The sequence below is a fragment of the Streptomyces malaysiensis subsp. malaysiensis genome, assembly GCF_040653035.1.
GTDB lineage: Bacteria > Actinomycetota > Actinomycetes > Streptomycetales > Streptomycetaceae > Streptomyces > Streptomyces malaysiensis.
This window is the reverse complement of the sequence record NZ_JBEZNG010000001.1, coordinates 187174-202116: the sequence shown is the minus strand read 5'-3', so window position 1 is coordinate 202116 and position 14943 is coordinate 187174. Positions and strand designations below refer to the sequence as shown.

At 72.3% G+C, this 14943-nt stretch carries 9 protein-coding genes; 2 read left to right on the top strand and 7 right to left on the bottom strand.

The window, feature by feature from the left end; genetic code table 11:
* Positions 1-584: 584 nt before the first annotated feature.
* The 7 genes from AB0E24_RS00840 to AB0E24_RS00810 form a co-directional block, all read right to left on the bottom strand.
* Positions 585-2132: a maltokinase N-terminal cap-like domain-containing protein gene (locus AB0E24_RS00840; protein ID WP_079259043.1), complete on the bottom strand. Its 1548-nt coding sequence runs from the start codon at positions 2130-2132 to the stop codon at positions 585-587.
* A 516-nt stretch (positions 2133-2648) separates the two neighbouring features.
* Positions 2649-4385 carry a maltose alpha-D-glucosyltransferase gene (gene treS, locus AB0E24_RS00835; protein WP_079259044.1) on the bottom strand — a complete coding sequence of 579 codons (1737 nt, stop codon included), beginning with the start codon at positions 4383-4385 and terminating at the stop codon, positions 2649-2651.
* Positions 4382-6376 (bottom strand): alpha-1,4-glucan--maltose-1-phosphate maltosyltransferase, encoded by a 1995-nt coding sequence (locus AB0E24_RS00830; protein WP_359374124.1) that lies wholly within the window; start codon positions 6374-6376, stop codon positions 4382-4384. The genes treS and AB0E24_RS00830 overlap by 4 nt, the downstream gene beginning before the upstream one ends.
* Before the next feature lie 279 nt (positions 6377-6655).
* Positions 6656-7891 carry a S8 family peptidase gene (locus tag AB0E24_RS00825; RefSeq protein WP_206333349.1) on the bottom strand — a complete coding sequence of 412 codons (1236 nt, stop codon included), beginning with the start codon at positions 7889-7891 and terminating at the stop codon, positions 6656-6658.
* Between the two features lie 68 nt (positions 7892-7959).
* A complete protein-coding gene (locus AB0E24_RS00820) occupies positions 7960-8823 on the bottom strand; it encodes a helix-turn-helix domain-containing protein (protein WP_359374121.1) in 864 nt (287 codons plus the stop codon).
* A gap of 94 nt (positions 8824-8917) precedes the next feature.
* Positions 8918-9712, bottom strand: a complete 795-nt coding sequence (locus AB0E24_RS00815) for a pectate lyase (protein WP_069866685.1) — start codon at positions 9710-9712, stop codon at positions 8918-8920.
* A gap of 26 nt (positions 9713-9738) precedes the next feature.
* A complete protein-coding gene (locus tag AB0E24_RS00810; protein ID WP_359374762.1) occupies positions 9739-11574 on the bottom strand; it encodes a rhamnogalacturonan lyase in 1836 nt (611 codons plus the stop codon).
* A gap of 234 nt (positions 11575-11808) precedes the next feature.
* On the opposite strand from AB0E24_RS00810, the gene glgP reads away from it, so the two are divergent.
* Both glgP and AB0E24_RS00800 read left to right on the top strand, forming a co-directional pair.
* Positions 11809-14487, top strand: coding sequence for an alpha-glucan family phosphorylase (glgP, locus tag AB0E24_RS00805; RefSeq protein ID WP_359374117.1), 2679 nt, complete (start codon positions 11809-11811; stop codon positions 14485-14487).
* Positions 14488-14752: 265 nt separating this feature from the next.
* Complete coding sequence (locus tag AB0E24_RS00800) at positions 14753-14905, top strand: hypothetical protein (RefSeq protein ID WP_167459939.1); 153 nt, start codon at positions 14753-14755, stop codon at positions 14903-14905.
* Positions 14906-14943: the final 38 nt, after the last annotated feature.

Sequence of the window (14943 nt, the reverse complement as noted above, 5' to 3'; positions counted from 1 at the left end):
GCCACCGGCCACGGGCCGCCCGGCGACCCGCGAAGGCCCGGCCGCGCCACCGGACTCCTCGTGCCGCTCCCCGTGCCGCTCCTCGTCCACGCGTGGGGCACGCGGCACGGGCGCCGAGCCATACGACACTCGGGCGGGGGCTCGCCGGTCCGGCGCGGGCTCGATGCCCGCCGACTCGACGGACGCGGGGTCCTGGCGGACGGCCGGTGCCGGGGTGTTCTCGGGGCCCGGGTGTGCTGCGCGGGGCTCGGGCCATGGGCGGGGGCGGCCGGGGAGAAACGTGGAGGGGACTGCCGGGGCCGCCGGGGCCGCCGGGCCGGTCGGGGCGCCGGGGGCGGCGGGCGGATGGCCCGGTCCCTTGTCGGACGGGTGCTGGCCGGACGGCGGTCGTGCGGTCACGGGGTGGTCCTCCCGGGGGTGTCGGGGGTCGGGGGTCGGACGGGACAGTCAGAAGCGGGCGAGCGGGTAAGCGGGGAGCGGGCGGGGCGGTGGGGCCGCGGTCCGGGGAGCCGGGGCCCGGGGGAACCCGGTTCGGGGCCGGACCGGCTCCGGGGCACGGTCCGGAGTCGTCCGCGGCCCCTGGGTCAGGCGCGGGGCGCGGCCAGGCGGCGGATGGCGGTCATCGGGACCGAAAGCCAGTCGGGGCGGTGCCGCGCCTCGTACAGCACCTCGTACACGGCCTTGTCGGTCTCATGCGCACGCAGCAGCTCCGGCTCGTCGCGCGGATCGGCGCCGGACGCCTCCGCATAGCCCGCGCAGTACGCGGCGCGGGTGCGGCCGGCCCATTCCTGCGGGCGTTCATGGCGTCCCACGGCCGCCGCGTAGTCGAAGGACCGCAGCATGCCCGCGATGTCGCGCACCGGCGGCTGCGGACGGCGGCGCTCGGCCAGCGGGCGGGACGGCTCGCCCTCGAAGTCGATCAGCGACCACCGCCCGCCTCCGCTCCCGGCCTCGCCGTCGTCCCCGCTCAGCAGCGCCTGCCCCAGGTGCAGATCGCCGTGGATGCGCTGGGCGGGCCAGGTGCGGCCCGCGTGCCCCAGCGCGGCCAGGTCCTCGTACGCGCCGTGCAGCGCCGCGCGGTACGGCTGGAGGGCGGGCACCGCGGCGGCGGCCGAGTCGAGCCGCTCGCTCATGGCCGCGGCGAGGTGTTCGATCTGCGGGCGGCGCAGTACGGAGGTGGGCAGCGCACGGGCCATCGCCAGATGCACCTCGGCGGTCGCGTGCCCCAGCGCGCGGGCGGCGTCGGTGAAGTCGCCCCGGGCGGCGAGGGCGTCCAGCGCGAGCTGCCAGCCGTCCCGGGAACCGGCCAGGAAGGGCTGGAGCACCCCGAGGGTGAAGGGTTCGGGCCGTGGCCCGGCGCCCTCGGCCGGGGGTTCGGCCTCGAACCACGCGGCGGGCGCGGGCACCCGGGCGCAGCCGGTGTGGGCGAGCGCGAGGGGAAGTTCCAGGTCGGGGTTGGTGCCGGGGCTGACCCGTCGGAAGAGCTTGAGAATGTACGTATCGCCGTAGACCACCGAGGAGTTGGACTGCTCGGCGGTCATCACCCGGGGCGTGAGCGCGGAGGGGATCGCGCTGGACGGCTCCCGTACGAAGCGCAGCGGGCCGAGCCGTCCGGGCATCCGCAGCCGCTCCAGCAGCAGGGTGGTGAGCCGGGGGTCGAGCAGCGCCTCGTACACCGTCTGTCCGTCCAGCGGCCCGCCGCTGGGCCTGCCGATGAGCGCGGGGGCGAGCGGCGGCGGAAGGGCGGGGCGCGCCCCGAGCAGGATCTGGTAGCAGTCGCTGGCCGCCGTCCCGCGCCGGTGGCCGCAGCCGGAGCCGTGCCGGTGGCCGGGCGGCTCCGGCTGCTGGGCGCGGATCAGCAGATGGAGCAGACCGGGCGTGGTGCCGCCCGACCGCCACGGCAGCAGCTCGGTCGCGGAGACCAGCGCGAAGCCGGTGACGGGACGGCCCTTGCCCGCGAACCAGCGCTGCCGGGGCAGCCACTCGGCGAGCAGTGGCGCGAGCGAGGCGAGCAGCCCGGACGGGCCCGCGGTGGCGGCCGCGGCCGTGCGGGCGGCCGACGTCGGGGGCTGGTCCCGCGGTACGGCGGTCGGCGGGTGGTGTGCCCCCCGGGAGAGCGGAGCTTCCGGCATGGCGTCGCGTCCTTTCCCCGGGCACACGACAGATCAGGGCAAAGTGTCCCGGATTGCGGCATTGACTGTGCGACGGTGCGGGACGTGTCGGGCGAGGATCGTCCGTACGGCGAGCTCGGTGTACGCGATCCGGTCCGCCGGAGGCGGATGTGAGTATCAGGGTGCCCATGACGGGGGGTCGAAAACGCCCGTACGCGCCCGAGATGGGCGCGTACGGAGGGGCTGCCCGGAGCGGGGGCCGTGCGCCGGCCGAAACCACACGGCGGACGTGGCGCCTGCGGCGGGCTGTTCCCCTACCCGCCCCTTCCCGAACCATGGGGCTCCGCCCCTGGACCCCGGACGCCCTTCGGGCGTGTCCTCAATCTCCCCCAGCTACCGCTGGGAGGTGCCCCCCCTGACGGGCTGAAAATCAGCCCCTCCGGCGATTGAGGAGCGGGGTCTGGGGCGGAGCCCCCCACGCGGCGGAGCCGCATATCGTCAGGTGTCGGGAAGGGGCGGGGAGGGGAAAGGCATCGCTCAGTCGACCCAGTGCCCCACCGCTTCGCTGCGCCGCAGCCGGAACCAGTAGAAGCCGTGCCCGGCCAGGGTCAGCAGATACGGCAGCTCGCCGATGGCCGGGAAGCGGACCCCGCCGATCAGCTCGACCGGATGGCGCCCGGCGAAGGACTGGAGATCGAGCTCGGTGGGCTGGGCGAAGCGCGAGAAGTTGTTCACGCACAGCACCAGGTCGTCCTCGCCGTCCCGGGTGGAGGGGGCCTCGCGGAGGAAGGCGAGGACGGCCGGGTTGGAGGACGGCAGCTCGGTGTAGGAGCCGAGCCCGAAGGCGGGGTTCTGCTTACGGATCTCGATCATCCGGCGGGTCCAGTGCAGCAGCGAGGACGGGCTGCTCATGGCCGCCTCGACATTGGTGACCTGATAGCCGTAGACCGGGTCCATGATGGTCGGCAGGAACAGCCGCCCCGGATCGCAGGAGGAGAAGCCCGCGTTGCGGTCGGGGGTCCACTGCATGGGGGTGCGCACGGCGTCGCGGTCGCCGAGCCAGATGTTGTCGCCCATGCCGATCTCGTCGCCGTAGTACAGGATCGGCGAACCGGGCAGCGACAGCAGCAGCGCGGTGAACAGCTCGATCTGATTGCGGTCGTTGTCCAGCAGGGGCGCCAGCCGTCTGCGGATGCCGATGTTGGCCCGCATCCTGGGGTCCTTGGCGTACTCCGCGTACATGTAGTCGCGCTCTTCGTCGGTGACCATCTCGAGCGTCAGCTCGTCGTGGTTGCGCAGGAAGATGCCCCACTGGCAGCCGGAGGGGATAGCGGGGGTCTTGGCGAGGATCTCCGAGACCGGATAGCGGGACTCGCGCCGCACCGCCATGAAGATGCGCGGCATCACCGGGAAGTGGAAGGCCATATGGCATTCGTCGCCGCCCGCCTCGTAGTCGCCGAAGTAGTCGACGACGTCTTCCGGCCATTGATTGGCCTCGGCCAGCAGCACGGTGTCCGGGTAGTGGGCGTCGATCTCGGCCCGCACGCGCTTGAGCAGCTGATGGGTGCGCGGGAGGTTCTCGCAGTTGGTGCCCTCCTCGGCATACAGATATGGGACGGCGTCGAGCCGGAATCCGTCGATGCCCAGGTCCAGCCAGAAGCGCAGGGCGGCCAGTACCTCCTCCTGGACGGCCGGGTTCTCGAAGTTGAGGTCCGGCTGGTGCGAGAAGAAGCGGTGCCAGTAGTACTGCTTGCGTACTGGATCAAAGGTCCAGTTGGACGCCTCGGTGTCGACGAAGATGATCCGCGCGTCCTGGTACTGCTTGTCGTCGTCGGCCCAGACGTAGTAGTCGCCGTACGGTCCGTCCGGGTCGCCGCGGGACTCCTGGAACCACGGGTGCTGATCACTCGTGTGGTTCATGACAAAGTCAATGATCACGCGCATCCCGCGCTGATGAGCGGCGTCGACGAACTCCACGAAGTCCGCGAGGTCCCCGAACTCCGGCAGTACGGCGGTGTAGTCCGAGACGTCGTAGCCGCCGTCGCGCAGCGGTGAGGCGAAGAACGGGGGCAGCCACAGGCAGTCCACGCCCAGCCACTGCAAATAGTCCAGCTTGGCCGTCAGGCCCTTGAGGTCGCCGACGCCGTCGCCGTTGCTGTCCTGGAAGGAGCGGACCAGGACCTCGTAGAAGACCGCGCGCTTGAACCAGTCGGGATCGCGGTCGCCCGCGGGCGTGTCCTCGAAGGTGTCCGGTACGGGCTCGTTGACGATCATGTTGTGGGTGACCCTCCGATCGGTGAGGACGGTCGCAGGGACAGCACATGTGCCGGAGCCATATCCCGCCCCGGCTCCAGGCGCACGTAGTTGTCCCTGCCCCAGTGATAGGTCTCGCCGGTGAGCTCGTCGCGCACCGGGACGGACTCATGCCACTCGAGGCCGAGTTCCGGCATGTTCAACGAGACCGTGGCCTCCTGGGTGTGGTGAGGGTCGAGGTTGACGACCGTGACCACACACGAGTCGCCCGCACGCTTGGAGTAGACGATGACGGAATCGTTGTCGGCGTGGTGGAATCTGAGGTTGCGCAGCCGGCGCAGGGCGGGATGGCGGCGGCGCACCCGGTTCAGCCGGGTGAGCAGCGGGGTGATCGATCTGCCGTCGCGCTCGGCGGCCGCCCAGTCGCGCGGCCGCAGCTGGTACTTCTCCGAGTCCAGGTACTCCTCGCTGCCGGGGCGTACCGGGGTGTTCTCGCACAGCTCGTAGCCCGCGTAGACGCCCCAGGAGGGGGAGAGGGTGGCGGCGAGCACGGCGCGCACCGCGAAGGCGGGCCGGCCGCCCTCCTGGAGGTAGGCGTGCAGGATGTCGGGGGTGTTGACGAAGAAGTTGGGCCGCATCCAGGCGGCCGCGTCCCCGGACAGCCCGGTGAGGTAGTCGGTGAGCTCCTGCTTGGTGTTCCGCCAGGTGAAGTAGGTGTACGACTGGTGGAAGCCGACCGCGCCGAGGGTGTTCAGCATCGCCGGGCGGGTGAACGCCTCGGAGAGGAAGAGCACATCGGGGGCGGTGCGGTGGATGTCGCCGAGCACCTTCTCCCAGAAGACCACCGGTTTGGTGTGCGGATTGTCCACCCGGAAGATCCGCACCCCGTGCGCCATCCAGAAGCGCAGCACCCGCTCGGTCTCCCGGACCAGACCGTGGAAGTCCCGGTCGAAGGCGAGCGGATAGATGTCCTGGTACTTCTTGGGCGGGTTCTCGGCGTACGCGATGGTGCCGTCGGCGCGCTGGTGGAACCACTCGGGGTGCTGGGCGACCCAGGGGTGGTCCGGTGAGCACTGGAGCGCGAAGTCCAGCGCGACCTCCATGCGCAGCTCACGGGCGCGCGCCACGAAGTGGTCGAAGTCCTCCAGGGTGCCGAGGTCGGGGTGGATCGCGTCGTGGCCGCCGTCGGCCGAGCCGATGGCCCAGGGCGAGCCCACGTCGAAGGGGCCCGCGGAGAGGGTGTTGTTGGGGCCCTTGCGGAAGGCGGTGCCGATGGGGTGGATCGGCGGCAGATAGACCACGTCGAAGCCCGCGGCGGCGATCGCGGGCAGCCGTTCGGCGGCGGTGCGCAGGGTGCCGCTGAGCGGCCGCCGCCCCTCGGTCACCCTGGCGCCTTCCGAGCGTGGGAAGAGCTCGTACCAGGAGCCGAACAGCGCACGCTCCCGGTCCACCTGGAGCGGCATGGGGCGCGAGGAGGTGACCAACTCCCGCAGGGGGTGGCGGTCGAGGGCGTCGGTCACATCGGGCGCGAGCGCCGCGGCGAGCCGGTCGGCCACCGGGCGGCGCTCGTCGCGCAGCCCGTCGACGGCGGCCAGCACCGCCTCCCGGCCGTCGTTCTTGGGCACTCCGGCGGCGGCCCGCTCATGCAGCAGGGCGCCCTCCTCCAGGACCAGATCGGTGTCCATCCCGGCCGGGACCTTGATCCGGGCGTGATGGCGCCAGGTGGCGATCGGATCGCTCCACGCCTCGACCGTGTACGTCCAGCGGCCGGGCGCGCCGGGCGTGATCTCGGCGCCCCAGCGGTCGGTGCCGGGGGCGAGTTGACGCATCGGGGTCCAGGGGCCCGAGCGGCCGGACGGATCGCGGAGGACCACATTGGCGCTGACCGCGTCATGGCCCTCCCGGAACACGGTGGCGCTGACCTCGAAGGTCTCGTCCACCACCGCTTTGGCGGGGCGGCGGCCGCAGTCGATCAGCGGGCGGATATCCAGAATGGGAATGCGACCGATCATAGGATCACCTGACGGCGTTGCGGATGGAGGTGCTGGGGCGGCTTTTGTCCTTTGTATCGGTTTTGCCGCCGGGCGATGGGTTGCGGGCATGACAGCTCCTGTCCGCGTTCACTCTGGTGGGCGGATGGGGTCGGCCATGGGGGGCGCGCGTGGAAAGCCTTCCCCTGTGGAACGGGGAGACAATCCGGGTTCCCGTGAACGACCGGTTCGTAACGCCGGGTACATGAATCGGCCCCGCCCGTAGGCGGGGCCGTCCACATGACACGTGCCGGCGCTACGTCAGTTGGCTATCCGCAGCAGACGGTTGGGTGAGCCCGCGCCCGCGCCGCGCACCCGGCCCCTGCTCGCCCCGGCCGTCAGCGCCGCCCCGACCTCGGCCGGAGTGGCGAGGCGATGGCCGGCCAGGTACAGCGCGGCGGCGCCCGCGACATGCGGGGCCGCCATCGAGGTGCCGGACAGCGTCCTGGTCGCCGTATCGCTCGCGTCCGACGCCGAGACGATCCGGTCACCCGGTGCGAACAGGTCAATTCCCGGGCCCCAGTTGGAGAACCCCGAGCGCCGGTCGGCGCGGTCGGTCGAGCCCACCGTGAGCGCCCCGGCCACCCGGCCCGGGGAGAAGGACCCGGCCGGCCGGTCCTGATTGCCCGCCGCCACGGTGAAGACCAGACCGGCGGCGATCCCCGTCCGCACCGCCGCGTCCCACTCCGGCAGCGGAGTGGCGGACGCCGAGCCCAGGCTCAGATTGACCACCGCGGGCCGCCTGGCGTGTCGCAGCACCCAGTCCATACCGGCCAGCACCTGCGCGATGGTGCCCTCGCCCCGGTCGTCCAGCACCCGGACCGCCACGATCGCCGCCTTCTTCGCCACCCCGTAGCGGCTGCCCGCCGCCGTGGCGGCCACATGGGTGCCATGGCCGTTGCCGTCCTCGGCCACCGGATCGTCGTCCACGAAGTCCCAGCCGGAGCGGGCCCGGCCGCCGAAGTCCTCGTGCGAGACGCGGACCCCGGAGTCGATGACGTAGATCGTGGTCCCGCGCCCGCCGCCGCTGGGCGCGGTGTACGCCCCGTCCAGCCGCCGGCCTGGCTGGTCGATCCGGTCCAGGCCCCACGGCGGCCGCGCCCGCCCGTGCGGCGGGGTGGACGGCGGATGTGCCCGGGTCCACCGCAGGGACACCCGCCCGTCCCGGGTCACCGAGGCGATACGCGGATCGGCCGCGAGACGCCGGGCCTGTGCCGCGCTCGCCCGTACCGCATAGCCGTTGAGCGCGCTGCGGTAGACCCGGCCCACCCGCGCCCCGTACCGCTCGACCAGCGCCCGGCCCGTCCCGGAGGCCGCCGCGGGCACTCCCGCGCCCCGCTTGAGGGCGACGATATAGCCGTGGGTGCCCGACCCGCCCGTGGCCTGGACCCCCTGTGCGGGAACGGTCTGAGCGGGCGACAAGACCACCAGGACCACCGCGACGACGGCGGCCGGAGCCGCCACCTTCCGACGGCGGCCCGAGGATGCGCATGCCATGGAACGATCCCCTCCCCAACTCGACGGCGCAAGCCTGGCGTGGGACGAAAGATCCCGACAAGGGCGCATCAGGGGGCGTGGAACGCGCCGGTCTCCCTCGACAGCAGCCGCAGCGCCGCCTCCGCCGGCGACCCCGGCTCCGCCCCGTACATCAGCAGGCACTGGCCCCCCGAGTCCGGCAGCCGGGTCATCTCGAAGTCCAGCTCCAGCGACCCCACCAGGGGGTGGTGGAAGGACTTGGTGCCGAAGGCGCACCGGCGCACCGGGTGGCGCGCCCACAGCGCCGCGAACTCCCCGCTCTTCATGGTCAGTTCGCCGACCAGCTCGGCCAGCCGCCGGTCGTCCGGGTGCGCCCCCGCCACCACCCGCAGCGAGGAGACCGCGCGCCGCGCCTCGCCCTTCCGGTCCGGATACAGCTCCCGGGTGTGCGGATCGAGGAACAGCATCCGCTGGGTGTTGGGCCGGGCCCCGGGGCGCTCGGGCGCGTCGGCGGGCAGATGCCCGGCGATCAGGGCGTGCCCCAGCGGATTCCACGCCAGGACGTCGAAGCGGAGGTCCAGGACCACGGCCGGTACGCCGTCCATCGCGGCGATCAGCCGCCGGGTCGCCGGGCGCGCCGACGGGGGCCGTGGCGCGGGGCGGCGGCCGGTGCGCGGCGGACGGGCCAGATTGCCCAGATGCGTCCGCTCGTCCGGGGTCAGCCGCAGCGCACGGGCGATGGCGTCCAGCACCCCGTCCGAGGCGCCGGTGGACTGGCCCTGTTCCAGCCGGGTGTAGTACGCCGCGCTCACCCCGGCCAGCTGCGCCAGCTCCTCGCGGCGCAGCCCCGGGACCCGGCGCCGGGTCCCGTACGCGACCAGGCCGACGTCCTCGGGGCGCAGCCCGGCGCGGCGGGTGCGCAGAAAACTTCCCAGCTCGGCTGGTATGTCCATACCCACCAGTGTCCGGCACGGGCACGCGCCGTGCCTGTCCCTGTGAGGGTCAGGCACGGCGCGCGGTCATCCGGACGTCACTTGTAGGTGATCGTCACTTGTAGGTGATGTCCGACGAGCTGTACTTGCAGTAGGTGCCGTCCGGGCCGCTGCCGTTCTCGGTGGGCTCCTTGCCCGTGTTGTTCCCGATGTACTTCTGGCACGGGACGATCTTCTTGCTGCTGTCCCCGATGATCGTGATGCCGCGCAGGGTCAGCGAATCGCCGTAGTTGGTGTTGATCCCGCCGATGGCCTTGCCCGGGGCGGTGACCTCGGTGTCGCTCACATTGATGGTGCGCTTGTACTGCGACGAGCAGTTGCCGCAGGAGCGGACCAGCTTGCCGAAGTCCTGGACCGCGAAGCCCGAGATGTTGAGCGTGCCGCCGCCGTTGAACTGGAACACCTTGTCCGAAGCCTTGCGGGCGCCGCCGCCGATCACGTTGTACGTCTTGCCGGTGCCCCGGAAGGTGGCGGCGTCCTCGCCGACGTCCTCCCACCACACGTTCTGGAGCGTGCAGCTGCCCTTGCAGTGCACGCCGTCGGCGGCCGGGGAGCCGAGGATGACGTTCTTCAGGGTGGCGCCGTCCGCGAGCTCGAACAGCGGGTCCTGGCCCTCGTCCTGGCCGCCGGAGCCGAGGTCGCCCGAGCCGTAGTAGCGCTTCATCCCACCGTCCGTGGTCCCGCTGACGCTGATGGTCTTGGTGACCGCCTGCGGGCTGCCGCTGGGGGTGGGCCAGGTGGCGGCGGATGCCGTGGGCAGCGTCAGACCGGTGGTGATCGCGCCCGCGGTGAGTGCGATAGCGCCGAGGGCGCCGACTGCCGCCCGGTGCCTGATGCGTTGTCCAGCCATGCTGATCTCCTTCTTGGTGGGGGGTTTCACGGGGTGGTGATGGCGGGCCGCGGCGGGGTCGCCATCTTGTTGCCGATGAAGAAGCTGGGGTGCGGGGGCTGGTTGTAGGCCGTGTTCTGCCAGGCCAGCGCCTCGCGGTACTGCCGGTCATGGAGCAGCGTGGTGATCTTCCGGTCGGTTTCGTACGGCGTGGAGTAGATCCGCAGCGCCCTGTTGTCGCTCGTCGGCCAGACCACCTCCTCGCGCCAGTCGCCGAGGATGTCGCCGGACAGCGCCGGGGTGGCCTTGGTGCCGTTGCCGGAGTGCACCCCGGAGCCGGTGAGCAGCCGGGTGTCACCGGAGGTGCCGTACTTGTCGATATGCGTGCCGTCCAGCAGCTCGCGCACCGGATCGCCGTCCCACCAGGCCAGGAAGTTGATCGAGGAGGGCTTACGGCCCTTGGCGCCGCCGCCCTCGTCGCGGATCTGGTCGTCCCGCGCGGACCACATCTCGGCGCCGTCGCTGCCCGCCCAGATGTCGCCGGCCACGCCGCGCCCGTTGTCGCCGCCCGAAGCGGTGGACCACAGCACCTGGCCGGTGCGGGCGTCGGCGAAGTACGAGCCCGGCTTGGCGGAGTCCTCGTCCACCTTGAAGTACTCCAGGCCCGGCCGTGAGGGGTCGAGATCGCCGAGGTGGGCGGCGTCGCCGTGGCCGTTCTTCGTGGTCCACAGCCCCGCGCCGTTGTCGTCCACGGCCATCGAGCCGTAGACGATCTCGTCCCGGCCGTCGCCGTCCACGTCCCCGGTGGCCAGCGCGTGGTTGCCCTGGCCGTCGTAGCCCTTGCCGGTGTTGGTGGAGCTGTTGGTGTCGAACGTCCACTGACGGGTGAGCTGCCCACCGCTGAACCGCCAGGCGGAGATCACGGTGCGGGTGTAGTAGCCGCGCGCCTCGATCAGCGAGGGGGTGGAGCCGTTGAGATACGCCGTCCCGGCCAGGAAGCGGTCCACGCGGTTGCCGTAGGAGTCGCCCCAGGAGGAGACGGTGCCGCGCGGCGGGACATAGTCCACCGTGCTCATCGCGGCGCCGGTACGGCCGTTGAACATCGTCAGGTATTCCGGCCCGTCGAGCACATAGCCGCTGGAGTTGCGGTGGTCGGCGGATGCGCTGCCGATGGTCTTCCCGGCGCCGTCGACCGTGCCGTCCGCGGTCTTCATCGCGATCTCGGCCTGGCCGTCGCCGTCGTAGTCGTACACCTGGAACTGGGTGTAGTGGGCGCCGGAGCGGATGTTGCGGCCCAGGTCGATCCGCCACAGCCGCTGCCCCTGAAGGGTGTAGCCGTCGACGACGGTGTTGCCGGTGACGCCCGACTGGGAGTTGTCCTTGGCGTTGGTCGGCTGCCATTTGAGGACGAAGTCCAGGTCGCCGTCGCCGTCGAGGTCGCCCACCGAGGCGTCGTTGGCCTCGTAGGTGTAGTCCGAGCCGCCCGCCGGCGGCGAGATCGGCACGTCGTAGTACCCCGGGCGGAACTGGATCGCGCTCGGTGAGGCGGGCTGCTCCACCCCGCCCACGACGGCCCGCACGGTGTAGTCCGCGCTGTTCGGGGCGTCCTTGTGGAGGTAGTTGGCCGTGGTGATGGGGGAGGAGTTGACCTTGACCGTGCCCCGGTAGAGGTTGAACGTCACATCGTTCGGATCGGTGGCCAGCCAGCGCCAGCTGACCAGGTTGTCATTGCCGGTGTGCACGCTCACCAGCCCCCGGTCCAGCCGCTCCAGCTGGGCCGCGGCGGCCGCCTTCGGCGTGGTCCCCTTGTCCTCGGCGGCCTCCGAGACGCTCACCAGCGAGGTGACGGTCAGCGCGCCCGCCGCACAGGCGGCGGCCAGCATCCGGCCGCGGGCCGCCCCCGTCCGGCCCCTGGGCGGGGCGGATCCGGGCGGATGATCAGGGGGCGGAATGTGCGAACTGTCCCGAGAGCGCACGTGGTCCTCCAAGGCATGGGGGGGGGAAGGTGTGCCCCCTAGTCGTCCCCTTGGCCGGAAAGGTTGCCGCCTTCGGGCCGACTTCTCGGGAGCCGGGCGAAACAGTCGAAACGGGGACTCCTCGCCCGCTACCGTCGAGGGGTGAAGGCCATTCGTCGATTCAGCGTGCGCCCCGTCCTTCCGGAGCCCCTGCGACCGCTCAACCGGCTGGCGCGCAATCTGCGCTGGTCCTGGCATCCCGAGACCCGCGAGCTCTTCGAGTCCGTGGACCCCGAGGGATGGCGGGAGTCGGGCGGCGACCCGGTGCGGCTGCTGGGCGCCGTGCCCGTCTCCCGGCTCGCGGACCTCGCCGAGGACCGCCCCTTCCTGCGCCGTCTCACGGCGGCCGCGGATGATCTGGACGACTATCTGACCGGCCCCCGCTGGTACCAGGGGCGGGTCGCCGCCGAGGACCGCGCCGGGCCGCGCCCCGGCGGGCCCGTACCTTCCGTATCTTCCGCACCCTCCGGACCTCCCGTGTCTTCCGCGCCCTCCGGATCTTCCGCACCCGCCGGACTGCCCGCCGCGATCGCCTACTTCTCGCCGGAGTTCGGGATCACCGCCGCCCTGCCCCAGTACTCCGGCGGCCTCGGCATCCTCGCCGGTGACCACCTCAAGGCCGCGAGCGACCTCGGCGTGCCCCTGATGGGCGTCGGACTGCTCTACCGCCACGGCTACTTCCGGCAGTCGCTCTCCCGCGAGGGCTGGCAGCAGGAGCACTATCCGGTCCTGGACCCCGATGAACTGCCGCTCACCCAGCTGTGCGAGGCGGACGGCCGGCCCGTCCGGATCCCGCTCACCCTGCCCGGCGGCCGCCACCTCCACGCACGCGTCTGGCAGGCCCAGGTGGGCAGGGTGCCGCTGCTGCTGCTCGACTCCGACGTGGAGGAGAACGGCCACGGCGAGCGCGAGGTCACCGACCGGCTCTACGGCGGCGGCAGCGAGCACCGGCTGCTCCAGGAGATGCTGCTGGGCATCGGCGGCGTGCGCGCCGTGCGCGCGTACTGCCGGCTCACCGGCCACCCCGGCCCCGAGGTGTTCCACACCAACGAGGGCCACGCCGGATTCCAGGGCCTGGAGCGCATCCGGGAACTGATCGCCGCCGGAACCGGCTTCGACGCCGCCCATGAGGCGGTCCGGGCCGGGACCGTCTTCACCACCCACACTCCCGTCCCCGCCGGAATCGACCGCTTCGACCGCGAGCTGGTCGCCCGCCACTTCGGCGACGGCGCCGAGCTGCCCGGGATCGAGGTCGAGCGGATCCTCGCGCTCGGCATGGAGACCTACCCCGGCGGTGAGCCCAACCTCTTCAACATGGCCGTCATGGGGCTGCGCCTGGCCCAGCGCGCCAACGGGGTCTCCACCCTGCACGGCCGCGTCAGCCGGGAGATGTTCGCCGGGCTCTGGCCCGGCTTCGACCCCGAGGAGGTGCCCATCACCTCCGTCACCAACGGGGTGCACGCACCCACCTGGACGGCCCCCGAGGTCACCCGGCTCGGCGCCCGGCAGTTCGGCCACCTCGCCGACGGCGAGCTCTGGGAGCTGCGCCGCACCCTGCGCAAGCGGCTGGTCGCCGAGGTCCGGCGGCGGCTGTACGACTCCTGGCGGCAGCGCGGCGCGGGCACCGCGGAGCTCGGCTGGATCGACGGGGTGCTCGACCCCGACATCCTCACCATCGGCTTCGCCCGCCGCGTCCCCTCCTACAAGCGGCTCACCCTGATGCTGCGCGACCAGGACCGGCTGATGGAGCTGCTGCTCCACCCCGAGCGGCCGATCCAGATCGTCGTGGCAGGCAAGGCCCACCCGGCCGACGACGGCGGCAAGCGGCTGGTCCAGGAGCTGGTGCGGTTCGCCGACGACCCCCGAGTGCGCCACCGCCTGGTCTTCCTGCCCGACTACGGCATGGGCATGGCCCAGAACCTCTACCCCGGCTGCGACGTCTGGCTCAACAATCCGCTGCGCCCGCTGGAGGCATGCGGCACCAGCGGGATGAAGGCCGCCCTGAACGGCTGCCTCAACCTCTCCGTCCTCGACGGCTGGTGGGACGAGTGGTACGACCCGGACTTCGGCTGGGCCGTCCCCACCGCCGACGGCGACGCCATCGACGAGACCCGCCGCGACGACATCGAGGCCGCCGCCCTCTACGACCTGCTGGAACAGCGCGTCGCCCCGCGCTTCTACGACCGCGGCCCGGACGGCATCCCCGGCCGCTGGGTCGCCATGGTCCGGCGCACCCTCACCACCCTCGGCCCCAAGGTGCTCGCGGGCCGCATGGTCCGCGAGTACGTCGAGCGGCTCTACGCCCCCGCCGCCCGCTCCCACCGCGCCCTGGACCCCGCGGCCGCCGCCGAACTGGCCACCTGGAAGGCCCGCCTCCGCGCCGCCTGGCCGGACGTCGCCGTCGACCATGTCGAGGCCCAGCTCACCCCGCCCGCCCCCGGCGGCGCCGCCGAACTGGGCTCGACGCTCTCCCTACGAGTACGGGTGCGCCTGGGCGCCCTGGACCCGGCGGACGTGGAGGTCCAGGCGGTCGCGGGCCGGGTCGACGACACCGACCGCATCACCGGCGCCACCCATGTCCCCCTCAAACCCACCACGGGCCCCGACCCCGAGGGCCGCCACCTCTACGAAGGCCCCCTGGCCCTCAACCGCACCGGCCCCTTCGGCTACACCGTCCGCATCCTCCCCACCCACCGCCTCCTGGCGGGCCCCGCCGAACCAGGACTCGTCGCCCTGCCCTCGGAGGCCACGGCCGAAGCGGCGGGAGTCCTGATGCGCTGAGCCTCCGGCGGCTAAGCTGGTGACGGACCGTCCGGCACGGGGGAAAGTGCCACCTCATGTCCGACGTCTCGGGGTGCACGAAAAAAGCCGGCCGCCGCCCGCGTGGCGGCCGGAATTGCCGACGGTCCCGGAGAGCGGTGCTCTCCGGCTGTTCGTATTGAGATCTTGGACGTCGGCAGGACCTCAGCTGACCACCGTACGAGGTGGTCGGGCTGAGCCTGCCGGGCCATCGGTTCGACCACCCGACCGAGGGGTGTGAGAACTGGTGGACTGGGACACCGTCACCCTGCTCGTGCTGGCCGCCTTCGGCCTGGCCGGGCTGATACTGACCCTGGCAGCCGAGCTCCTGTCCAAAGTCCCCGCCGTCATCGAGGCATGGCGCCGGGTCCGGGCCACATGGCGCGGAGGCGACGACTAAGCGCTCCGCTGGAAGTGCCGCGATGTGTCGTTGGCCGT

Excerpts from the sequence above, each read along its gene's own strand:
- AB0E24_RS00820 (WP_359374121.1), bottom strand. The coding sequence starts at position 8,823 with ATGGACATACCAGCCGAGCTGGGAAGTTTTCTGCGCACCCGCCGCGCC.
- AB0E24_RS00810 (WP_359374762.1), bottom strand. The coding sequence starts at position 11,574 with ATGCTGGCCGCCGCCTGTGCGGCGGGCGCGCTGACCGTCACCTCGCTG.
- treS (WP_079259044.1), bottom strand. The coding sequence starts at position 4,385 with ATGATCGTCAACGAGCCCGTACCGGACACCTTCGAGGACACGCCCGCG.
- AB0E24_RS00830 (WP_359374124.1), bottom strand. The coding sequence starts at position 6,376 with ATGATCGGTCGCATTCCCATTCTGGATATCCGCCCGCTGATCGACTGC.
- AB0E24_RS00815 (WP_069866685.1), bottom strand. The coding sequence starts at position 9,712 with ATGGCTGGACAACGCATCAGGCACCGGGCGGCAGTCGGCGCCCTCGGC.
- AB0E24_RS00825 (WP_206333349.1), bottom strand. The coding sequence starts at position 7,891 with ATGGCATGCGCATCCTCGGGCCGCCGTCGGAAGGTGGCGGCTCCGGCC.
- AB0E24_RS00840 (WP_079259043.1), bottom strand. The coding sequence starts at position 2,132 with ATGCCGGAAGCTCCGCTCTCCCGGGGGGCACACCACCCGCCGACCGCC.